The sequence below is a fragment of the Oligella sp. HMSC09E12 genome (assembly GCF_001808505.1).
GTDB classification, from domain to species: domain Bacteria; phylum Pseudomonadota; class Gammaproteobacteria; order Burkholderiales; family Burkholderiaceae_B; genus Oligella; species Oligella urethralis.
This window is the reverse complement of record NZ_KV793587.1, coordinates 104169-126757: the sequence shown is the minus strand read 5'-3', so window position 1 is coordinate 126757 and position 22589 is coordinate 104169. Positions and strand designations below refer to the sequence as shown.

General features: G+C 44.9%; 16 protein-coding genes and 1 tRNA gene. 6 read left to right on the top strand and 11 right to left on the bottom strand.

Features of this window, described 5'->3' with window-relative positions; all coding sequences use genetic code 11:
• Positions 1–8: 8 nt before the first annotated feature.
• From HMPREF3179_RS07370 to HMPREF3179_RS07355, 4 genes are all read right to left on the bottom strand, one after another.
• Positions 9–1874 carry a site-specific DNA-methyltransferase gene (locus tag HMPREF3179_RS07370; RefSeq protein WP_070470419.1) on the bottom strand — a complete coding sequence of 622 codons (1866 nt, stop codon included), beginning with the start codon at positions 1872–1874 and terminating at the stop codon, positions 9–11.
• Between the two features lie 32 nt (positions 1875–1906).
• On the bottom strand, positions 1907–2677 hold the full coding sequence (locus tag HMPREF3179_RS07365) for a DUF4391 domain-containing protein (protein WP_070470418.1): 771 nt from the start codon (positions 2675–2677) through the stop codon (positions 1907–1909).
• A gap of 1 nt (position 2678) precedes the next feature.
• Positions 2679–5858, bottom strand: a complete 3180-nt coding sequence (locus HMPREF3179_RS07360) for a helicase-related protein (protein WP_070470416.1) — start codon at positions 5856–5858, stop codon at positions 2679–2681.
• Positions 5859–6025: 167 nt separating this feature from the next.
• Positions 6026–6102 (bottom strand) — tRNA-Pro (locus tag HMPREF3179_RS07355).
• A 143-nt stretch (positions 6103–6245) separates the two neighbouring features.
• On the opposite strand from HMPREF3179_RS07355, the gene HMPREF3179_RS07350 reads away from it, so the two are divergent.
• From HMPREF3179_RS07350 to pntB, 6 genes are all read left to right on the top strand, one after another.
• Positions 6246–7418: an alpha-hydroxy acid oxidase gene (locus HMPREF3179_RS07350; protein ID WP_070470413.1), complete on the top strand. Its 1173-nt coding sequence runs from the start codon at positions 6246–6248 to the stop codon at positions 7416–7418.
• Positions 7419–7588: 170 nt separating this feature from the next.
• A complete protein-coding gene (locus tag HMPREF3179_RS07345; RefSeq protein ID WP_070470411.1) occupies positions 7589–8545 on the top strand; it encodes a Bug family tripartite tricarboxylate transporter substrate binding protein in 957 nt (318 codons plus the stop codon).
• Between the two features lie 79 nt (positions 8546–8624).
• The gene (locus tag HMPREF3179_RS07340; RefSeq protein WP_070470409.1) at positions 8625–9107 is read left to right on the top strand and encodes a tripartite tricarboxylate transporter TctB family protein; all 483 of its coding nucleotides are present in this window, start codon (positions 8625–8627) and stop codon (positions 9105–9107) included.
• Positions 9108–10601, top strand: coding sequence for a tripartite tricarboxylate transporter permease (locus tag HMPREF3179_RS07335; RefSeq protein ID WP_070470407.1), 1494 nt, complete (start codon positions 9108–9110; stop codon positions 10599–10601).
• Between the two features lie 247 nt (positions 10602–10848).
• On the top strand, positions 10849–12387 hold the full coding sequence (locus tag HMPREF3179_RS07330) for a Re/Si-specific NAD(P)(+) transhydrogenase subunit alpha (protein WP_070470404.1): 1539 nt from the start codon (positions 10849–10851) through the stop codon (positions 12385–12387).
• A 10-nt stretch (positions 12388–12397) separates the two neighbouring features.
• Positions 12398–13780, top strand: a complete 1383-nt coding sequence (gene pntB / locus HMPREF3179_RS07325; protein WP_070470402.1) for a Re/Si-specific NAD(P)(+) transhydrogenase subunit beta — start codon at positions 12398–12400, stop codon at positions 13778–13780.
• Between the two features lie 148 nt (positions 13781–13928).
• Here pntB and ppa read toward each other — a convergent pair whose 3' ends face one another.
• The 7 genes from ppa to HMPREF3179_RS07290 all read right to left on the bottom strand — a co-directional run bounded on the left by ppa (position 13929) and on the right by HMPREF3179_RS07290 (position 22562).
• The gene (gene ppa, locus HMPREF3179_RS07320; protein WP_018026369.1) at positions 13929–14459 is read right to left on the bottom strand and encodes an inorganic diphosphatase; all 531 of its coding nucleotides are present in this window, start codon (positions 14457–14459) and stop codon (positions 13929–13931) included.
• Positions 14460–14517: 58 nt separating this feature from the next.
• Positions 14518–15864, bottom strand: a complete 1347-nt coding sequence (locus HMPREF3179_RS07315) for a heme biosynthesis HemY N-terminal domain-containing protein (RefSeq protein ID WP_048766715.1) — start codon at positions 15862–15864, stop codon at positions 14518–14520.
• A gap of 2 nt (positions 15865–15866) precedes the next feature.
• Entirely contained in the window at positions 15867–17891 is a 2025-nt protein-coding gene (locus HMPREF3179_RS07310; RefSeq protein ID WP_070470400.1) for a uroporphyrinogen-III C-methyltransferase, read from the bottom strand.
• Positions 17892–18085: 194 nt separating this feature from the next.
• Positions 18086–19978, bottom strand: coding sequence for a bifunctional chorismate-binding protein/class IV aminotransferase (locus HMPREF3179_RS07305; RefSeq protein ID WP_070470398.1), 1893 nt, complete (start codon positions 19976–19978; stop codon positions 18086–18088).
• Positions 19968–20777 (bottom strand): uroporphyrinogen-III synthase, encoded by an 810-nt coding sequence (locus HMPREF3179_RS07300; protein WP_070470396.1) that lies wholly within the window; start codon positions 20775–20777, stop codon positions 19968–19970. Before HMPREF3179_RS07300 ends, HMPREF3179_RS07305 begins: the two co-directional genes overlap by 11 nt.
• An 11-nt stretch (positions 20778–20788) precedes the next feature.
• Positions 20789–21760 carry a hydroxymethylbilane synthase gene (hemC, locus tag HMPREF3179_RS07295; RefSeq protein ID WP_371441420.1) on the bottom strand — a complete coding sequence of 324 codons (972 nt, stop codon included), beginning with the start codon at positions 21758–21760 and terminating at the stop codon, positions 20789–20791.
• 88 nt (positions 21761–21848) lie between these two features.
• Positions 21849–22562, bottom strand: a complete 714-nt coding sequence (locus tag HMPREF3179_RS07290; protein ID WP_070470394.1) for a TerC family protein — start codon at positions 22560–22562, stop codon at positions 21849–21851.
• Between the last annotated feature and the right edge of the window lie 27 nt (positions 22563–22589).

Genomic DNA, 22589 nt, shown 5'->3' with positions numbered 1-22589 from the left:
ATTAACTCTTAAATACTTAAAACATCCTCAATCCCTGCTTGCAGTAAGCGCTGGATAGCATTTGTTTTAACAATATCATCAACAAAGCTCGTATCACGGAAAACCACACGCAATACCGGCTGTTCCTCGGTGGATAGAGCAGCAATTGCTTGTACCGTCTCTAAATCAATGCCCTCATCAAAACAAGCGATTATCGAGCCATTAGCCACATTAAAGATCGTATGATCAGCAATTTTAATTTCTTCAACCGGATAGGTTAAAGGCAAACCATACTTAATTAATACCTCGTATAGCAAATCCTGATTGCTACGATCCGGCAAAATGTTATCAATCGCATCAAGTAAATCCTTTTCCAGATTACCGCTATCAGGCTGCCATTTTTTAAGGTTGGAGGTATCGAGTTTGAATACTTTAAAGCCTAAATCAATGTCAGTCTCCGGATATTCATTGCGAATTTTAGTAGCAGCACGACGGATGCGTTCTTTGCCTATATCACAAATCGTTTGATAACCTGCTTGATAAGCATTAGAATTCACTTCTGTTTGTTCAGGCAGCTGAATCATAATAAACTTTCTATTGCCTCCATCCTCGGCATTTAATTGCATAACAGCATGAGCGCTCGTGGCTGAACCGGCAAAAAAATCTAAAATAATATCTCCTGATGAAGTGTATAGTTGCATACAACGTTTAAGAAGATCGACTGGTTTAGGATATGTAAAAACAGCATTATCATCAAATAACTTTTTTAAATCTTGACTCGCTTTTTGTGAGTGACCTACATCTTGATACTTCCAAATCGTCATCGGCGTCATACCAGACCTTACTTCTGATAAAAACCGCTTAATACTCGGAACACTATTACCACCCGTCCCAAACCAAATACGGTTATCATTAACAAACTCAGCAAATCTTTCTCTACTTAAACGCCAGCTATAACCACTTGGTGGTAATACAACACGTCCTGAAGGTGTTGTGATTTCGTAGATGTTTTGTTCAATAGCTGGACCCACAGATAAATCACTAGACTTCCAAACACCTCTTGGATCATTATCAGGATTATCATATCGGCTATTTGCCTCTTCTGTTCTGGGCAATCCAAAGCAAACCAACTCAGATAAGTTTTTTGCATAAGCTAATATATAGTCATGACTTTCAGAAAAATGCTTTTTTAGATTAACTGGTGCATAAGCACGTTCCCAAACAACTTGTGCCACAAAATTTTCTTCCCCAAACACCTCATCACAAATTTTCTTTAAATTAGCTTGTTCATTATCATCAATCGAGATAAAAATCACACCATCATCAGTCAATAAGTTACGGGCAAGCTTTAAGCGTGGGTACATCATGTTAAGCCAATTACTGTGATAACGACCGTCGCTCTCTGAATTGGTTGTTAAAGGATTTCCTTCTCCATCACGTTGCCCGGTTAAGCGTTGATAATTTGCCAAATTATCTCTAAAGTTATCCTTATAAACAAAATCCTTACCCGTGTTATAGGGTGGATCGATATAAATCATCTTGATCTGATTAAAATAACTCTTCTGAAGCAGCTTTAGTACTTCTAAGTTATCACCCTCTATATACAGATTCTCCGTACTCTCCCAATTTAAGGATTCATCCGGTGCCGGACGTAGGGTACCTAGGCTAGGTGTGGTCGCAATACGCTTTGCTTGCTCTTTGCCTGCCCAAGTAAATTGGTAACGCTCGCCACTCCCCCCCGTGTTACAATTGTCGCCCAACTCGTTTTTTAAAACGTCAAAATCAATTTTCCCTTCACTGAACACATTGGGAAATAATGCTTTTAATTGCCGGATATTAAAATCCACTAAGTCCTTACTCGCTGAGGGAACCGGGGTTAACGATTTTTTTGTCATTTTGCTCTAAACTCCGCCGATATTAAAACAAATTATGTAGATAAATTCTTGAGTGCTAACTGTAATTTTTGTAGCTCCACATTAATTGCCACTTTTTCATTAAACTGTACCGCTGCATTTCGCTTAAGTTGTAGTGCTTTTATTTGCATTTGCAACTCTTGAATTTGCTGCAGTTGTGCTCGCTGACTAATAAGATCGATAGCATTATTAACAGGCACCTCATTGAAAGTTTTTCGTCCTAAACTATCGGCCGTTAAATAACTCACAAATGTACTAATCCAGCCGGTATAAAGTTGCATCAAATTACTTTGGTCTTGATTTGCAAATGCCAAACGCTGATAAAAAACATTTTGCAACTCATCAGCAATTGGGGGTAGCCAATCAGTCATCAATATTTCTTTCAACACTAATTGCTCATGTTGAGGATTAGCTTGATTAATGCTTTTATCAGCTACCGACCATTGCCGCTCATCCTCCCTGCATAATTCCAATAACACCGGATAAGCTATGCTTTGATGAATTAAGCGGTGAATGAATTTTGATTGGCCATCGCTCACCTCACCCTCTTTAAATACTACCCTGATATGAAATAACTCTAGGTATTCATGTACCTCATCAACATAAGCAGGGATATTAGTGTTATGGGGTGTTATATGAGCTTTTAGACTTATCGATTCTAATGCCGTCAATTGATTTGCTGTAACACTACTCTGCTGAACATTCTGTGAGAGACTCTTTTTTGGAATCTTTTGCTCGATTAAACATTCAGCCGGTAATTTCAATATATCCAATAAACTGGGCATGCTATGTATCCAAGATAATTAAATAAGCAACAACCTCAAAATCACCGCTACCCACCTCATTTTGTAAATGGGTACCACCTCGGCTAAATAAGCTATTAATACCAAGCTCTTGCTGCTCACCCTGTAAATGCTCAATCGCTTTTTGCAAGTAATTTCTATAAGACTTACTGTTGCCGACTTTGGCAAAAAGCCCCTTATCCGCTTTAGTCAAACCCATGCATTGACGCTTTAATATATCAAGTATTCGTTTAGCCTGGTTATAAGGCAAGCTTACGGTTCCACTTTCATTTACCTGCACCAAATAAAAGGGATATAAGGCATGCGGCTCTAATAGGTTATTTTGACTATCACTTAAACTCTTTAAACAAAACACCACACCGGCCTGCACATCGTTCTGCTTTAAACCCTCATCCAGTCTGACAACACTGTACAAACCATTAGGACTGCTTTCTAATATATCCTGATGTGTTTTTAAGTAATTCGCCAAGTCCATTTTAAAATCACTAAGGGTTAAATCCGTGATGGATAATCCACCTGAAATTTCCTCAAGGTCGAGTACGCTATCTTGTAGCTCCTTTAATTGCTTACGACGATACTCCAAATCACGCATACGCCCGGTGTTTTCACTGTCGATCAGATTTTCTTCACCGGTAGCCGATACGTCCAGCAGAACCATACGGCCACTCACACGCGCCTCTAAATCAATATACTCATCAAGCTCCATATTCGGCCAAAAATTAACTAGCTGAATTTGAGTATTTGACGACCCTAGACGATCAACACGACCAAAACGTTGAATAATACGCACAGGATTCCAGTGAATATCGTAATTAATCAAATAATCTGCATCTTGTAGGTTTTGACCTTCGCTAATACAGTCTGTTGCAAACAATAAATCAATATCAGCCGTTTCAGCCAACCCTGTTTTTTCACGCTCTTTTGATGTCGGTGAGAAAGCAGTAAGAAGTTCATTAAAATCGGCACGTACTTCCGGGTTATTACTTTTATTTGTTCCGGTACCAATGACCAAGCCACTAAACAGCCCATATTCTGTTCTTGCCCAATGTGATAATTGATCATATAAGTATTCGGCAGTATCAGCAAAAGCGGTAAATACAATGACTTTTTTATTGTCGCCATTTAAAGACTGCTTTAATTTAGCGGCTATTTGCTGCTTTAATAGATGTAATTTCTCATCTCGTTGAGGCGTAACTTGTCTTGCAGCATTAGCTAAGCTAATCAAATAGTTACGATCTTCCTTTAAATCGTATAGCCAACGTGCCTTATCCATGTCTTGAATCAAGACTTTGACTTTATTACCAACAAGCAATGATTCAAGCTCCGGTGAATCAAAATCAGTTTCTAAAATATCTAAAGCCTCAAGCGTATTGTCATAACGATCGAAATTTTCTATCTTTTTTATTGCTTCTTCGATGTTTTTTAACAAGCGTTCAACCGTTAGGCGAAAAGAATGTATCGAGCTTTCTAAGCGTTTTAACAAGTTGTTTTTTATTAAACCGACAAGGCTTTTTTCCCTATCGAGCTGACTAAATACAGAACGACCATCCCTAAGCTTAGTGTCATATTTTTCTTCATAAAGCGCACGCTTTTCCATCAATACGTATTTGAGAGGCGAATAAGTACTCAAATTTAAACGCTCAATAATGTTATTAATTGCTTTTAATGACGGAAATTCACTTTGCGTATCAAAGTCGGCTTTAATATTAATCGGTTTAAGCCTAATCGGAAATTGACCGATCTCTTCTAAGCTGTAATATTTTTCAATATGCTTACGCGAACGCGCAATCGTTAATAAATCAAGAATTTTAAAATAACCAAAGTTTAAGCCGGCAAGTAGTCTTTCAGTTGTACGCTGACTAACAGGCAATCGTAACCACTCATTAAAGCGGGTTTGTGCTTGTTTAAGTGTATTAGAGATATCTTCTATACCATAATCTTCTAGAGCAAAATCATTTCCCTCGGTAACAAAAGAGATTTGGTTCTTTAGATCATTCAATCGGTTATTAACGGGAGTTGCCGATAGCATAAGCACTTTGGTTTTGACCCCTGCCTTAATAATATCGTCCATCAGCTTTGAGTAGCGAGTATGCCTTTCACCGGCGACACTGGCGTTACGGAAGTTATGTGACTCATCAATAACAACTAAATCATAGTTACCCCAATTAAGGGTTGCTAAATTCAAATCACCGGAAGTACCTTGTTCACGAGTTAAATCGGTATGATTAATTACGTCATAGCCAAAACGATCCTGACTCAGCACGTTACGCTTATCATTCTGAGTGTATAGCGTCCAGTTTTCACGAAGCTTTTTGGGCGCCAAAACCAAGACTTTATTATTACGAAGCTCGTAATACTTAATAACGGCTAAAGCCTCAAAGGTTTTACCCAATCCTACCGAGTCAGCAAGAATACAACCGTTATAACGTTCCAACTTGTCTATAACGCCCAGCACGCCATCCTTTTGAAAGGGATAAAGCTTATTCCAAATTAAGGTCTGTTTGATACCCGTTTTACTTTTGACGATGGTATCTTCATCGATCTCCGTCAATAACTCTTGGAACAAACGGTAGAGAATTAAAAAATAAACTAATTCCGGTGGCTGATCGGCAGCAAGAAATTCAGTTGCCGCAATTAAGTCAGACTGAAGATCAACATTCGCTTGCTCTTGCCAATGCTGATTAAACCACCTTTGCATTTGCTGTGTCTGAGCCTCGTCATCACTGCCCATATTCATCTCAATACGTTCATTAAATACGAGGCCTAACCCGGCAGCAGTTAAATCGGAAGAGCCTTGAATAAAAGCCTGAGTACTATTGCTATTTAAGAGGTATAGCTTATTGCTGACTCGATTAGCATGAGTGCCTTTTGCCTTAACCCTCTTTTTAAGATATTTCAAAAATAAATGGGCTGACTCTTTTTGATTAAGCTGATGTAATAAGCGCTCTTCACCCTCGGCACAAGCCAAGCGTTTAGTTAGCGGAACTTCATTTATACCTAGTAATAACTTCGTATCACAGTGTCTTAACTGCTCGTATAAGGCTACAAAACCTGATAAAGTCATGTCCTTCAGGAGTAATGAAAGCTCCATATCGCCTTGAATTTGCTCTTGTAACACTGACAAAAGCTTCACTTCTCGATTATCAATTAGCCAATTAGTCACGAGCGTATCCTAAAAAATAGTTATAAACACAGACAAAACGTCTATAGTTTAAATTAATAATTCCTCATGATGTTGATAACGCTCATCGCTATTTAATGTGAAGTATAAACTTTCAAGAAACCAACAAAAAAGGACCTACAGCCTACACCGTAAGTCCTTGAATTCATTGGTCGGAACGGAAGGATTCGAACCTTCGACCCCTTGCACCCCATGCAAGTGCGCTACCAGACTGCGCTACGCCCCGACTACTCTCATTAGAGAATCATAGATTCTAGGATATTTTAAATTAAAATGCAAGTTATTCTGGACAAAGCCATTGCCAGGTATTAAATTTAATCTTAAATTGACATTATCAACTTAAAAAGCATTTAAACCATTTAAATTCCTATGTTCAATATTAATAAAATCACCTGCATCGACGATCTTCGTAAAGTCGCTAAATTCAAAGTGCCTAGAATGTTCTATGACTACATGGATACCGGTTCATTTACGGAAAGTACTTATCGCTCTAATGCAGCCGATTTTCAGAAATTGAAGTTTCTCCAAAAAGTCGCTCGCGATTTGAGTAATCGTAGCATTAAAGGCAAGTTACTGGGCACTGAATATGCCATGCCGGTGGCTTTGGCACCGACCGGACTGACCGGAATGCAGCGTGCGGATGGGGAAATTCTTGCCGCCAAAGCCGCCGAGCGTTTCGGTGTGCCCTTTACCCTGTCGACCATGAGTATCTGCTCCATTGAGGATGTCGCGGAAAATACCACGCAGCCCTTTTGGTTTCAGCTTTATGTGATGAAGGACCGTGATTTTATGCGCCGCTTAATCGGTCGCGCTAAAGCCGCCGGTTGTTCGGCCTTGGTTCTGACCCTTGATTTACAAGTGATGGGTCAACGTCATAAAGACATTAAAAACGGTTTAAGTACACCCCCTAAACCCACCCTTCTCAATTTACTCGATTTATTAAGACGCCCCGAATGGTGTTGGCATATGAGCAAAACCAAGCGTCGCAGTTTCGGTAATATCGTCGGTCATGTGAGCGGCGTTGCCGATACTTCTTCGCTCGCCTCTTGGACTGCCGATCAGTTTGACCCTCAACTCAATTGGAATGATATTGCATGGATTAAGGAGGTTTGGGACGGACCGCTGATCCTTAAAGGCATTATGTGTCCGGAAGATGCGCTACTTGCTCACCAACATGGGGGCGATGCCATTGTTATTTCAAATCATGGCGGACGTCAATTAGACGGCGCACCCTCTTCTATCTCCGCCTTGACACCCATTGTCGAGGCTTTAGCCCAACATGGCAGCCGGATGGAAGTGTATATGGATGGTGGCGTTTATCAAGGGCAGGATATTCTAAGAGCTAAGGCCTTGGGTGCGGATGGCGTTATGATTGGTCGAGCCTTTTTATATGGTCTGGCCGCCTTTGGCCAAGAAGGTGTTGAAAAAGCCTTAAAAATCTTGGCCAATGAACTTGATGTGAGTATGGCATTTTGCGGTCACACCCAATTATCGGAGGTGAATCGAGAGATTTTACTAAATCCGGAAGCGCTGAAAGTTTGATGTAATTCATCGCATCATTAATCTCCTAACCCCCTGATACCAGTAACAAGATGCTGAAATCAGGGGTTTTTACCTAAAGCTTTTTGATCCTCAACAATTGCAAAATAAATCCTTCATGATAATAATTATTAAAAATAACTAAGCATTTATTATTCATCTCAGGAGGATGTATGAAGCTTACAAGCAATCTTATCAAGGGCTTATTAATCAGTAGCTTATTCCTAAGCGCTTCAGTACAGGCACAAGTCAATGTGATGCTACCGGCAAATCCCGGCGGTGGTTGGGATGGCACCGGTCGTCAAACAATGGCCGCCATGAATAAAGCCGGTATTTATACCGGTACAGTTAACTACACGAACCGTGGTGGTGCGGGCGGTACCATCGGTTTAGCTGAGTTTAAAAACAAGGCCAACGGCAAGCCTGACGAGTTGGCTGTCTTTGGAGCGATTACGGTGGGCTCCATTACGATGAATAATTCGCCCATCAAATTAGACGACTTCAAGCCAATGGCTCGCTTAACAGCCGAATACCTGGTACTTGCAGTGCGTCCCGACTCGCCATATAAAACGCTGGCAGATCTGGCCAAAGCGCTTAAAGAAAATCCGGGCGCTGTGCCCGTTGGTGGCGGCTCGGCCGGCGGTGTTGATCACGTTGCTTTAGCACTTTTAGCTAAAGCCGGTGGTGCTGATGCCGGTAAAATCAACTATATCCCACAAGCAGGCGGCACCGAGACAATTACCGGTATTGTTAACGGCACCCTGGCAGCAGGTATTTCCGGCGTTTCAGAGTTCCAACAATTTGCTGAAATGGGTCGCGTCAAAATTCTAGGCATTACTTCAACCGAACGCATGGAGGGCTTTGACGTTCCTACCTTTAAGGAGCAAGGCTTTGATATTGAATTAGCAAACTGGCGCGGCTTCTTGGGTGCGCCTAATATGCCCGAAGACAATTACCGTGAGTGGATTGGCCGTTTTGAGCAGTTAAATGACAGTGACGAGTGGAAGGAAACCATGAAGACCCAAGGTTGGGAGCCATTCTTCTTAACAGGCGAGGCCTTTGGCGAGTTTATTCAAGCAGAAACCGAACGTATTAATGGTGTACTTAAGGACACCGGTTTAATTAAATAGTTTTCTGAACTAAGGCCGGTCGCTTCACACGCAGCCGGCTTTTTTTAATTCATACAAAGTATACAAAGGCAGTTTTACTATGCAAGACAACAAGTCAAAACCTTGGTGGCTTGGAATCGCCGTTATATTATTAGGGGGAGTCTGCCTCTATAGTGCGTCCAATCTCTCCAGCACCGCGCAATACGCTGCGTTAGGCCCGGGGTTCTTTGTCAATATGTCGGGGCTGGGTTTAGTTATTCTAGGCGTACTATTAACCATACAAATCGCTCGCGGTGAACAGTTTGAAGCACAAGACACTGAAAACGCCAGCGGTAAAACACCCATGGATAAGCGCGCTTTCTTTACTGCGCTGCTGGGCTGCCTGATGCCCGCCTTAACCATTAAGTTTTTAGGCTTACCTTTAACGGCTATGCTGGGCTTTGCTTTAATTGCCCGCGCATTCGGTTCTCGCAAATTATTGCTCGATCTATTAGCAGGCTTTCTGGTTGGTGCCCTCAGTTGGGGACTTTTCAGCTATTTAGGCTTGCAATTAGGTGAATTTTCTCCGCTCATAGGTGTATAAATGGAAACCTTAAATCTTCTTTTACACGGATTTACAGTCGCCTTTCAGCCTATGAATTTAGTATGGGCTTTTATCGGCGCAACCCTAGGTACCGCAATCGGTATTTTACCCGGCATCGGTCCGGCACTCACTATTGCCCTACTTCTGCCCGTCACCATTTCTGTAGGTCCGGTATCAGCCTTTATTATGTTTGCCGGTGTCTTTTATGGCGCAATGTATGGCGGCGCAACAACCAGTATTTTAATTAATACGCCGGGTGAAGCCGGTTCCATGATGACTGCTTTGGAAGGTAATAAAATGGCCCGCAACGGGCGTGGAGCGGCGGCTTTAGCTGCGGCGGCCCTCGGTTCCTTCGTGGCCGGCACCATCGCCACCGTGCTCTTAACTTTCGCTGCCCCGACAGTTGCCGAGCTTGCTTTCTTTATGAAGCCTGCCGATTATTTTGCCTTAACCATTCTAGCCTTTACTTCAGTGGCTGTGGTGATGGGCACCTCACGCGTCAGAGGTTTTATTTCCTTATTCATAGGTTTAGCCTTTGGTGTGATCGGCATCGATCAAATGAGCGGTCAAGCACGTATGACTTTTGGCATAGCCGATTTACTGGATGGCATGGAATTAACTGTGGTGCTTGTTTCTCTCTTTGCCGTTGGTGAGGTTATTTATGTTGCCAGTCGCTATCATCGAGAAAAAGATGAAATCACAGGTATTAACAAAGGCAAGCGCCGGATGACGAAAGAGGATTGGCGTCGCTCATGGAAACCTTGGCTGCGCGGCACCTTTATCGGTTTCCCGATGGGTGCTATCCCTGCCGGCGGCTCGGAAATACCCACCATGTTGTCTTATACGCTTGAGAAAAAACTGTGTAAACACAAGGAGGAATTTGGAACCACCGGTGCCATTGAAGGGGTTGCCGGACCCGAAGCGGCAAATAATGCCTCTGCCGCCGGTGTCTTGGTGCCACTTTTAACCCTGGGACTACCGACCTCCGCCACAGCAGCTATTTTATTGGCAGCCTTTCAGAATTACGGTTTGCAGCCGGGCCCCTTTTTATTTACTTCTAATCCGGAATTAATCTGGGGCCTAATCGCCTCACTTTATATCGGTAATGCCGTGTTATTGGTATTAAATTTACCACTCATCGGCATGTGGGTAAAACTTTTATTAATCCCTAAACCGCAACTTTACGCAGGGATTTTAATCTTTGCCATGATTGGCATCTGGGGTGTGTCCGGTTCTGTGTTTGATATGTATTGTATGGTGGCCATCGGCTTAATGGGTTATGTGATGCGGGTATATGACTTTCCCATTGCACCGCTACTTATCGGATTGATTTTAGGCCCGATGACAGAAAATCAGTTACGCATATCCCTAGCCTCTGCTCAGGGAAACCCAATGGTACTGGTTGAAACGCCTTTATCAATTACCCTATTAAACATTGCGGCTTTATTTATGCTGGCACCCATACTTCTAAAGCGTTTAAAATCACGGGCTTAAGTATAAAAAAACAGCATCAGAGATAGCTGCTGATTAAGCATCCAAGCCGGGAGTAAATTTAATCATTGACCTCCCGGCGCAACCCGACAATTATATTTCCTCTCTCCCATCACTTACAATTAGTTAAAAACAAGCTTCAAAAGCTCTCAACACATTTATAAATGCCTCATCCTATAGTATTATCTACTATCGGGAGAATGCATTTTTTGCAGTTTATTTTCTTTTAATCTTAACGAGGTATGAATTGATGAGAATAGGGATTCCTAAGGAGCAATTCGCCGGTGAAACCCGTGTTGCGGCTACACCGACGACTGTGACACAACTCATTAAGCTCGGTTATGACGTGGCGATAGAAAGCGGCGCCGGTCTGCTTGCGAAGTTTGACGACTCCGCATATACCGAAGCCGGTGCGAACGTAGTCAGTCGCGACGATGTTTTTAAAAGTGACATCGTCTATAAAATCAATGCGCCTAGCGACGCCGAAATTGACGCGATGAACGAGGGGACGATCTTAGTCTCTTTTGTACAGCCCGCACAAAACCCTGAGCTGGTCGAAAAACTTAGAGCCAAAAAAATCACCGCCATGGCGGTAGATATGGTGCCGCGTATTTCACGTGCACAGTCAATGGACGTCCTATCTTCCATGGCAAATATTAGCGGTTATCGTGCCGTGATTGAAGCAGCCCATCACTTTGGCCGTTTCTTTACCGGTCAAATTACCGCTGCCGGTAAGGTACCTCCTGCGCAAGTATTGGTTATCGGTGCGGGCGTTGCTGGACTGGCCGCCATTGGTGCAGCTGGTTCACTCGGTGCCATTGTTAAGGCCTTCGATACTCGCTTAGAGGTCGCCGAGCAGATTGAATCCATGGGCGGTGAGTTCCTTAAGTTGGACTTCCCTCAGGAGTCCGGCGGCTCCGGTGACGGTTACGCCAAGGTCATGAGCGATGAGTTTATCAAGGCGGAGATGGCGCTTTTTGCCGAGCAGGCAAAAGTGGTTGATATCATCATCACCACCGCTGCTATTCCGGGCAAGCCTTCACCTAAGCTTATCACCAAGGAGATGGTTGATTCCATGAAGCCGGGCTCGGTGATCGTGGACTTGGCCGCTTTAGGCGGCGGTAACTGTGAGTACACCGTGCCGGGTGAGGTGTTTGTGACGGATAATAACGTCACTGTGATTGGTTACACCGACTTGCCTAATCGCTTAGCCGGTCAGTCATCACAGCTCTACTCGACTAACTTAGTTAACCTGTCTAAGCTCATCACCCCTGAAAAAGACGGTCAGGCCGTGCTTGACTTTGAGGATGTGATTATTCGCAATATGACTGTCACGCACGATGGTGAAGTCATGTTCCCGCCGCCACCGATTCAGGTATCGGCTGCACCACAGCAAGCTGCTCCAGCGGCTGCCCCAGCCACCAAGCCTGAAAAAGCGCCTAAGCCTTTATGGCAAAAGCTGGCGTTACCGGTGATTGGTGTACTGATTTACCTATGGGCAAGCCACTATGCTCCACAAGAGTTCTTAAATCACTTAACCGTGTTTATGTTGAGCTGCGTGGTCGGTTACTACGTGGTGTGGAATGTCACCCATGCATTACATACGCCGCTGATGTCTGTAACTAACGCCATTTCCGGCATTATTATTGTCGGTGCGGTGATTCAGATGTCAAATATTAACGGATTTGCCAGTTTCCTGGCCTTTATTTCCGTTTTCCTCGTCAGTATCAATATCTTCGGGGGCTTCTACGTGACCCGACGGATGCTTAATATGTTTCGTAAAGGCTAAGGATTAGATTATGTCAGCAGGATTAGTAACCGCTGCTTATATTATTGCAGCATTATTTTTTATCTTAAGCTTGGCCGGTCTGTCCAACCAGGAGACTGCCCGTCGCGGTAATATCTTCGGTATGGCCGGTATGACGATTGCTCTCGTCACTACGATTTTCAGTGAGCAGACGCATGGCATTGCTTGGATTCTGATCGCCATGCTACTGGGTGCAGCGATCGGTATTTACCGCGCCAAACGTGTTGAAATGACTGAGATGCCTGAGCTGATTGCAATGCTTCACAGCTTTGTGGGCTTGGCCGCCGTCTTTGTCGGTTTTAACAGTTATATGGATCGTGCCGCCGTTTCGCCTGAAATGCACAATATCCACCTGGTTGAGGTGTTTTTAGGTATCTTTATCGGTGCCGTGACTTTTACCGGTTCCATTGTGGCATTCGGTAAGCTAAACGGTAAGCTTAGCAGTAAGCCCTTATCCCTACCGCATAAGCACAAGCTGAATCTGGCCGCCCTGATTGTGTCATTCCTTCTTTTAGTGGCATTTATCAAGGCTGACGGCTCGACCTTTGCACTGATTGTGATGACCCTTATCGCCTTGGCCTTCGGTTGGCACTTAGTTGCTTCGATTGGGGGTGCCGATATGCCGGTGGTTATTTCGATGCTTAACTCCTACTCCGGTTGGGCCGCCGCCGCTGCCGGTTTTATGCTAGGCAATGATCTCTTGATTGTTACCGGTGCCTTAGTGGGTTCTTCCGGTGCTATCCTTTCTTACATTATGTGTAAGGGCATGAATCGCTCCTTTATTTCCGTGATTGCCGGTGGTTTTGGTACCGATGGTACGGCTGCCGCCGCTGGCGAAGAGGACGGTGAGTATCGTGAGTTGAGCGCCACGGAAGTCGCTGAATTGCTTAAAGGCTCTAAATCCGTCATTATCACGCCGGGATACGGTATGGCTGTCGCTCAAGCACAGTATCCAGTAGCACAAATCACTGAGACCTTGCGTGCTCAGGGGGTTAATGTACGCTTCGGGATTCACCCCGTCGCTGGTCGCTTACCGGGTCATATGAATGTGTTATTAGCTGAGGCCAAGGTGCCTTACGATATCGTGCTAGAGATGGACGAAATTAATGACGACTTCGCTGATACCGATGTTGTCCTAGTGATCGGTGCCAATGATACAGTCAACCCTGCCGCACAAACGGATCCTAATAGCCCAATTGCCGGTATGCCGGTGCTCCATGTATGGGAAGCAGAAAACGTCGTCATCTTGAAGCGTTCAATGAATACTGGTTATGCTGGTGTACAAAACCCGCTCTTCTTTAAAGAAAATAGCTTCATGTGCTTTGGCGATGCTAAGGACACCATGCAGGCTGTGTTAGATGCCTTAAAGTCATAGTGTAAATGCATAGGTTGAGGCGCAAGTCTCAACCTACTCTTTTAACTAACACATGCCACAGGTCCTCTAGCTTAAGAGCAAAAGTAAAAGCCACATCCAATGGATGTGGCTTTTGCAATTTAATAAGCTCGCTAATGCTTACTATGGCTTATTTAGCATTAAAGCGCTCTACACTGGCAGTGATTTCCTTTTTGGCAACCTCAGCCGTGTTCCAACCGGTCACTTTAACCCATTTGCCCTTTTCTAAATCTTTATAGTGCTCAAAGAAATGCTTAATCTGAGCACGCTCAAGCTCTGGTAAATCCTCAATCGACTGAATGGAGGCATAAACCGGATAAAGCTTGTCTACAGGCACAGCGATTAGCTTAGCATCTACACCAGCTTCGTCTTCCATTTCTAAGACACCGATGGTACGGCATTTAATTACCGCACCAGCTTGAATTGGATACGGGGTTTTAACCAATACATCAACCGGGTCACCGTCTAAAGATAAGGTTTGCGGTATATAACCGTAGTTCAAAGGATAATGCATTGCTGCAAGCATAATGCGATCCACTAACAGCGCACCGGTTTCCTCACAGATTTCGTACTTAATCGGATCAGAGTTCATCGGAATTTCAATTACCACATTGAATTCTTCAGGCGTCTTGCTGCCAGCAGGCACATTTACTAAACTCATAATTCACCTCAAATTAAAATTAAACATAAAAAAATGAATATATTAGGCGATGCCGTGCTTAGGCTTTATCCTCTGGCATCTCATCTTTATTAATAGTCTGCAGTTTTGACCGTGATGAAATAAAATGATCGTCCGGTCCATCTAAGTTCTTCATATCCGGTGGATTCAAGGGATCGTTCGTGGTGTCTGCCGAAGGTAAAGCAGCAGAACCCGGCAACACAATCACCGCAGAAGAACCTTGACGCCAATGCTTAAGCGCCTCTTCAGGTTTAGACAGACGATCATATAAGGTACCTAATAAGGCATGGGTACGCGGATCAGCCTTTTTGGCCAAGCTTTTAGTCAGATAGCGCTCGGCTTGTCCCCATAATTGCTCTAATAGGCATAAATGACCTGCTGCCCGCAATAAGTCTGGGTTTTCTGGATCATTCTCCAACCACTTTTGTACCTTAGACAAGCGTTGGGCTTGGTATTCTTTGGCTTCGACTGATAAATACTCATCAAGAATCAATGGGTTATACTCAGTCTCGTAAGCCTTTTCTAATACCTTCATCACTTGCTTATAGTCATTTCTATCGGCATAACGGCGTGAAGCAGAAATCGCAATCGCAGGACTACTTTGTTCCTCGCTACTGAGTTGCTCATAGACTGACTCCCACAGCATCTCAGAGGGTGAAGCAATGATGGTATTGGCCGAGGTTTCAATCAGATTCTCAGCATAATTTACATCGATTTTCTTCTTTTTAAGAAGATAACGCGCTTCTTTGATCACTTCACGCAAACGACCCGCTTGCTTATAGGCACGTAGCAACAGTTTACGAATATGGATCTGATTAGGATGCGCTTCATTAAGTTTTTCTAGAATCTGAATCGCCTCATCGTTTTTGCGCTGATCTAATAAGATTTCAGCCTTCACCGTGGCTGCTGCATCATAAAGTTCAGGATAACTGACGGCCTTTTCCAAGCTTAATGCCAACATCTCATCCCGTTTTAACTCATCATTAACCTGATGAGCGGCTTTAGCGGCCGCCAAACTGGCTAAGACCTGACGCTGCTCACTATGCGTTTTGCTATGTAATTTATTAAAATCCTTTTCGGCCACATCCACACGACCTTCAAGCCAACCCATCCAGCCGCGCTCCAGTAGACCTAAATCACGACGTGTACGACGCTTTTCACGCCACTCATCAAAGCGCTTCGGCGCATTCAATAGATGTGAAATAAGGCGTAGGATAAGATAAGCCACAAAAAATGCCAGTACTAAAATCAGTACACCGACAATTAAACTCACCGTACGGCGCTCATCGTTAATCACTAGACTGACATAACCGCTGGTGTCTTGCAGGCTAACTGCTGCAAACACGGCAATCGCAATTAATAAGAGTAATTTAATGACTGTTTTCATTGTTACTCCTGGAAAGAACGCTGAACACGAAGCTGTTCATAAGTTTCTGATAAGGCGCGGCGGCTATGTGAAATATCTGGCATAGATGGTTGCACTGAGGCCTTTTTTAATTCAGTTAATAGCATTTTTGCTTGCTGTGTTTCAGCTGCATCGGCACGGAAATACTGATCCAAGGCTTGCTCCACCGTCATCAATGAGGTTTGCCACACACCTTGCTGTCTACTCATCAGCCCCTGCTGGGCAAAGCTAAGCTGCATTTTTAAATTATTACGCAGAATACCCGCTTGCTCTACCGACAATAAACCAGAGTCTGGATCGGAGAGCTTTTCTACTCGCACCAAGTCACCTAAATCACTGGCAACCGCACCATAGGCTTTAGAGGCATAGCTCTTAGTCTGAGACCAGGCACGATCATACCACTTGGCGTCCGCATCCAGCGCCGTCGTTTCGCTCGTCTCAGCTGCTGCTTCAACCGCTGCCGCTTCAGACGCTTTAGCAGTAGGCAGCATCAATTGGCTCTGGGACGCATAATCAGGCGTATTTAATGGCGCTGCATCAATCAGACTGGCGACTTGTTGCACCTGCTTAAACATATCATCAACGGTAGCGGATTCATTAGATTTTAAGGCCACGATATCTGCACCGATGGCGCCTACTAAACCCTCTAACATTTTATTTTTAGATTCCGCCGCTAAGCGCTGAGCTACCGTCAAAATTGAGACCGCATTAGGCACATTGCCATTAAAACGCAATTCGTTTTCTGCCGATTGCATTAGGCGAGAAACGTCATTTAACAATAAATTCTCAGCACTGGTTTTTTGTACTTGCAAATGTTGTTGCATACCCGCCAATTCCTCTTGGAGGCGATGAATTTCCTGTTGCTGACGCACATTAAGTAATTCATATTCACGCTCTAATTGGGCTAAAACAGCAGGATCGGCCATCGGCTCAGTAGCAGCCTTATCGTTACCAGAATCGGCCATCGGCTCAGCGACAGCCTTGTCGCTATCAGAAGTCGCATGTTCAGCGGCTGGCGTGCTGCTAGCTTCATCACTTGCTGGGGGTGGAAATGTATCAGCCGGTGCCTCAGTGCTTGGCTCTGTTGCTGCTGGCTCTGACGCTGGCTCTGTTGAAGAATTTGTGGTGCTTGCGTCCTCCGCTGTTGAGGCCGTATCCTCCGTTTCAGCTTCCGTCGCATTCACTTGCGCTTGCGCCTCAGCCGCCGATGTCTGCGTAGCATTCGGCTCGTCCATTGCTGTCATATCTTGGGTATCCGTCTCACCCTTGGCCAGTTCCTCTTGTTCAAAGGCACCAATACCTACCTCAGGGCTAACCACTGGCCCTTGCTCACCAGGCACAACTGCGGTACTCTCGTCTGCAGTCGCTTGCTTATCGGCCGTCGCTACAGACACATCCTGCGTGGTCTCAGCTAGCTCAGTGCTCGGCTGATCTCCGCTTTGGTGGGCCACGACATCGGCCGAACTGGCTACATCATCTGCAGAGTTTTCAGCGGTCGCTGCGTCAGACGCCGTCGCTTCAGCAGGCGCTGATGCAGTTGCCTGGGCACCCATAAAGTTAGCTTTTGACTCCTCCTCACCCATCTCAGTGTTAAATGACTCTGAGGCACTTGGCTCAGGTACTTCGTCAGCACTTAAGGGCGGATCACTGCGCTCTAAGCCTTGAGGATCAGCCGGCACCTCTTGAATCGAACTCGCATCCGGTGTGGCCTGATTCACCGTACCCGGTGTTGAACCCTTAACCTCACTCTGATTAGAGTAATACACGCCAGCAACGGCAGCAGCGACTAACACACCCGCCACACCGTACCACACAGCATTACTTCCCTTTTTCTTGCTTGGGCTTGCCGTTGGCTCAGCGCTCTGTGAGCTATCTGCCTCAGTCACCGTGGATACTGCTGGCTGATCTTCAACTTGCTCATCAGTAGCTAGAATGTCTGCATCAGCAGTTTGATGAATCTCTTCGGGGCTATCTCCGCCCTGATGATTGGGATTACGACTTTTTGCCATAGTGCACTTCCTTCTGATGAATGAGTTGTTACCCTAAATATAGGAATAATATTTTTATCGTGAAATAAGTCAGTGAAGACCAGTTCACATGTGATTTAAGATTTTACTATCTTTTTGATTCTATACCAATCACAGGCTTGGATTAAGCTTTAATGCAATTTATCACGATTTACTGAGCGCAAAATTGATAAAGCTTAAATGATTAAACGATTTACCGGCAATACGCCCCGCAAAGCGTTAGTTAAAACTATCTCATCGGCCTGCATCACCTCCTCATAGTGAAGCCTGCCTTCAACCACATGATCCACGCCCAAATAGTGCATAGGATGCGCTAATATCTCTTGCCGCATTACACCGTTCAATATCGGTAGCTCCGCTGTCGGCGTATACCATTGTCCATCGATTTTTAAAAACACATTACAACGAGCACCTTCAAGCAAATTCAACTGCTTATCAAACATCAGAGCATCAAAGGCCTGATGTGCCAGTGCCTGTTTTAATACCGCATCATACACACTTCGTTGATCACTTTTATGACGACTCAAATAATTCCCGCTAACAATGGATTGCTTAGTCACTAAAACGCACTGCTGAGACTCAAGCGCCTCCAAGCTAAAAAGATTTGCCTCTAAATAAAAGTCACTATCTAGTGCATAAATCCATGTATTCTGCTCCACGGCTCGTTGTTGAACAGGACATAGACGCAATTTCAGTCGATAGCTGCCTTGCTTAGGTAATTGCTTATAAAAATAGCTCAAGGCTTGCTCCAACGACTGTGCATCCAGAGGATAATTCAAGGCCTTGGCCGAGCTTAGCAAGCGTTTTTTATGACGTGCTAGCAGCTGACAAGCCCCCGCTTCCCAGCGCATGGTTTCAAAAATACTGAACTCCGGCCTTAAACCGAGTAAAAAACGCATTTTCCAATATAATTCATCGTATTCTGTGGCTGCCTGACTATCGATCACAATCCCCGAACCGACTCCCATGGCACCTTGATAATACCCATCCGCCTCCTGCAGATGGAAACTACGTATCATCACATTGAGTTGACCGTAAAAGGACAACTCGCCTGCTGCCTTGCTAACCTCTGGATTGGCTTCAAGTAGGCCAATGCTCCCGGTATAAATCCCGCGAGGCCTTTGTTCAAGCGCTTCTATCAATTGCATGCTCATATGTTTAGGCGCGCCGGTGATGGAGCCGCAAGGAAATGCAGCTTTAAGCAAGTGGGAAAAGCTTATATCAGCTGGCATCTGCGCTTCCACCGTACTCGTCATTTGCCACACCGCACCAAAGCGGTCAACCTCAAACAAGGCAGGCACCTTTACACTACCAAGCTTCGCAATGCGCCCCAGATCGTTACGTAATAAATCGACGATCATCAGATTTTCAGCACGATTTTTAAGATCGTTTTTTAAAGCAAGAGCACGTGCTTCATCATGCGCATCATTCAAGATAGGCGCCGTTCCTTTCATCGGCTTAGCCCGCACCACACCACTGGCCTGAATATCCAAAAACAACTCTGGCGAAAAACTTAATAGCCACGGCTGTTCCGCTAATGGTAAATGAGCCAATGCGCCATAGGGGACCCGCTGTTGCTCACACAAGCGGCGGTATAGCGTGATGGGATGACCATAGCTTTTAAAGTCTAAACGACTGGTGAAGTTTATTTGATACACCTCACCACGTTCGATGCTCGCATGAATGGCTGCAATTTTTTGAGCAAAGGTCTCGGCATCGATGGCTAATCTTGGCTCAGCAATCCCTGCCGACGTATCAGCGTACTGCGCTAACAGCTGCTGGCGGGCACTACGACTTAGCTGCTCCTTTTTTCTAAAGCAGAAAATATGTAGCTGTTGAGCACTTGCAGGCGCCGAAGCTTGATTAAGTAGCGCCACCCCGAACTCATAAGGAATATAGAAAAAAGTATATAAACCCTGATCCCAAAGCACTTGCAAGCTTTGGTCTACATCTGCCAACTGATCGGCATCAAAACTGCAATGCGTCGCAAAATCACTCAACAGGAGTGCGCTTTCGCTTTCCATATCATCTAACAGGACGAAGTGATCGACGCTTGGCTTATTCAACATAGGATCCTTTGGCGCTTAAACGCTTAAGCGCCGCAACAATGCTCACATTATCAGCTTGGCAGAAATGCACCCGTAAGGGAGTCTTTTGCGCTGGGGCGAGTTGCATTTTTTTATGCTGCAAATGCTCAGCAATCCGGGCATGAAAAAACAGAAAATCATGTTGCCAAGCATACTGCGCTAGCAGCGGCTCTTGTTGCCATTGAGCAACGACTGCATCCACGCTATCACGACTCGTCATCAACCAACAAACACGGGCCTCAGGCTTAGTGCTTAGCAAATCCAACAAAGGTTGCTTTGCTTGCTCGCTCCAAACCGCAGCGGTGCGCTTATAAACGGCTAAAAAACTAGTCTCAACCTGGCGCTGTTGTAATTGCTGATAAAGCCAATCCCGACCATGTTCAGCGCGCACAATCATCACCCGCTTCGGCACTTGATAATGGGCCTCGAACCAATCCAAAAAAGACTCCGAATCCGCCTCACCTTGAGGTGCGACTAACACCCTCTGCGGCGCTAGGCCGTGCGCTAGTAATGCATCTGCCGACACCGGCCCTACTGCCGCCGCATATAAATGCGGAGGCCACCCGATGGCATGCTGCTGTAAGTATAAAAAAAAACAATCTACTGCAAATTGACTCACAAAAAAGATAAAATCATTCGCCTGCCAAGTCGCAGGCAGTTGGAAGTCAAGCGGCACTAAGCTAAGGGCCGGTAAATTTAACTGCTTAAAATCCCCCAGTAATGCCTCTAACTCGCGACTCTTGTGAGCAGGTCGGGTATTAATGACTAAATCAAAGGACATGAACTCAGCGCTTAAAAACTGCGTGCTGCACTCTGTTTTAAAGCCTCATCCAACAAACGACGACCACCCTTTGCTAATAAATCCTCGGCCGCTCTATCACCCAATTGCTGAGCATCGGCTAAATCACCACGAATTTCTGTTGTCAAAGAGGCAGTACCATCAGGTAAGGCGACCATGGCCCGTAAGTACAGTTGATTATCCTCTACTACCGCATGCGCAGCGATCGGCACCTGACAAGAACCCCCCAAGGCCTGAGAAATAGCACGTTCGGCCGTTGCCGTGGCGGTGGACTCTGCACACGCTAAAAAGGCTAAGAGCTCACGCAAATCATCACGACTGGCTAAGATCTCAATCCCTAAAGCCCCTTGACCAGCAGCGGGTAGGCTTTGATCCACGGTCAAATAGGAGCGAATCCGCTCTGCTAAGCCTAAACGCTCTAAACCGGAAGCCGCTAAAATAATGGCATCGTAATAACCCGCATCTAATTTGCCTAAACGGGTATCTAGATTGCCACGCAAAGGCTGCACCACTAAATGAGGGTAAAGGGCACGAATCTGTGCCTCACGACGTAAGCTGGAGGTGCCCAGCACCGCCCCCTCAGGTAAATCGTCTAAGGTTTCATAGCGATTGGAAACAAAGGCATCACGCGGATCAGCACGCTTTAAAATCGTACTCAGTGCAAACTCCTCGTACAATGCCATTGGCACATCCTTTAGTGAATGCACAGCCAAATCGGCACGACCATCCAACAATGCGCTTTCCAATTCCTTAACAAAAAGACCCTTACCACCGATTTTAGATAAGCTACGGTCAATAATCTGATCACCCTTGGTAGTCAACTTAAGCAATTCAACCACTAAACTAGGGTATTGAGTTTGCAGGGCGTGTTGAACAAATTCTGCTTGCCATAGAGCTAAACGACTGGCACGGGTAGCAATGACGATTTTTTCAGGTAACTTCAATGTAATCTCAATAAAATGCATTAACTAAAAACAACTAACCATCATGGTCAGACTTTAATCATAGCAAAGCCACACACATGATGGTTAGTTAACAAGCTAAGGAGAGTTTTTAAGCGTCTTGCTTAGGTTTTTTGCTCATACGAGCCCACAATAAACCAATACCCACCACCAATAAGGCACCAATCAGCTCGGCGCTATATTTCACTACCGCAGGTGCTGTCTCACCCTCAAAGAAGAAGTTCTTCGTAGCAACATCACCCACCACGAGACCACCGGCAATCCAGCCAAGCAAGGCAGCACCGAAGACCACGACCCAAGGGAAACGGTCGATGAGTTTAAGCACTAAAGAGCTACCCCAAATAATAATTGGCACACTCACCAACAAACCGAAAATCACATAAAACATCTGATGATGATCGGCTGTGTTTTGTGCCGCACCGGCAATCGCAATGACATTATCAAAACTCATCACTAAATCCGCAACCAAAATTGTACGTACCGCGCCCCATACATTGGCACTGGCCTTAACCTCGTGATGCTCCTCATGAGGTATCAATAGCTTAATCCCAATCCATAGCAGTAACAACGCACCGACAATTTTTAAATAAGGGATCAGCAATAAGGACATGGCAAAGAAAATCAGTATCACTCTCAGGAAAATGGCGCCTGCCGTACCCCACAGAATACCTCTAATACGCTGATGCTTATCGAGATTACGACAAGCTAAAGCAATGATAATGGCATTATCGCCACCGAGTAAAATATCAATTAAGACAATTTGAAACACTGCACCCCAGTGAATCATTTGAATAAATTCGAACATGAACTGTGATCCGATTAATCGTGGAAA

What these genes read in the sequence shown, in the direction of transcription:
- HMPREF3179_RS07370 (WP_070470419.1), bottom strand. Translation starts at nt 1,874, where the DNA reads ATGACAAAAAAATCGTTAACCCCGGTTCCCTCAGCGAGTAAGGACTTA.
- HMPREF3179_RS07365 (WP_070470418.1), bottom strand. Translation starts at nt 2,677, where the DNA reads ATGCCCAGTTTATTGGATATATTGAAATTACCGGCTGAATGTTTAATC.
- HMPREF3179_RS07350 (WP_070470413.1), top strand. Translation starts at nt 6,246, where the DNA reads ATGTTCAATATTAATAAAATCACCTGCATCGACGATCTTCGTAAAGTC.
- HMPREF3179_RS07345 (WP_070470411.1), top strand. Translation starts at nt 7,589, where the DNA reads ATGAAGCTTACAAGCAATCTTATCAAGGGCTTATTAATCAGTAGCTTA.
- HMPREF3179_RS07340 (WP_070470409.1), top strand. Translation starts at nt 8,625, where the DNA reads ATGCAAGACAACAAGTCAAAACCTTGGTGGCTTGGAATCGCCGTTATA.
- HMPREF3179_RS07335 (WP_070470407.1), top strand. Translation starts at nt 9,108, where the DNA reads ATGGAAACCTTAAATCTTCTTTTACACGGATTTACAGTCGCCTTTCAG.
- HMPREF3179_RS07330 (WP_070470404.1), top strand. Translation starts at nt 10,849, where the DNA reads ATGAGAATAGGGATTCCTAAGGAGCAATTCGCCGGTGAAACCCGTGTT.
- pntB (WP_070470402.1), top strand. Translation starts at nt 12,398, where the DNA reads ATGTCAGCAGGATTAGTAACCGCTGCTTATATTATTGCAGCATTATTT.
- ppa (WP_018026369.1), bottom strand. Translation starts at nt 14,459, where the DNA reads ATGAGTTTAGTAAATGTGCCTGCTGGCAGCAAGACGCCTGAAGAATTC.
- HMPREF3179_RS07315 (WP_048766715.1), bottom strand. Translation starts at nt 15,864, where the DNA reads ATGAAAACAGTCATTAAATTACTCTTATTAATTGCGATTGCCGTGTTT.
- HMPREF3179_RS07310 (WP_070470400.1), bottom strand. Translation starts at nt 17,891, where the DNA reads ATGGCAAAAAGTCGTAATCCCAATCATCAGGGCGGAGATAGCCCCGAA.
- HMPREF3179_RS07305 (WP_070470398.1), bottom strand. Translation starts at nt 19,978, where the DNA reads ATGTTGAATAAGCCAAGCGTCGATCACTTCGTCCTGTTAGATGATATG.
- HMPREF3179_RS07300 (WP_070470396.1), bottom strand. Translation starts at nt 20,777, where the DNA reads ATGTCCTTTGATTTAGTCATTAATACCCGACCTGCTCACAAGAGTCGC.
- hemC (WP_371441420.1), bottom strand. Translation starts at nt 21,760, where the DNA reads ATGCATTTTATTGAGATTACATTGAAGTTACCTGAAAAAATCGTCATT.
- HMPREF3179_RS07290 (WP_070470394.1), bottom strand. Translation starts at nt 22,562, where the DNA reads ATGTTCGAATTTATTCAAATGATTCACTGGGGTGCAGTGTTTCAAATT.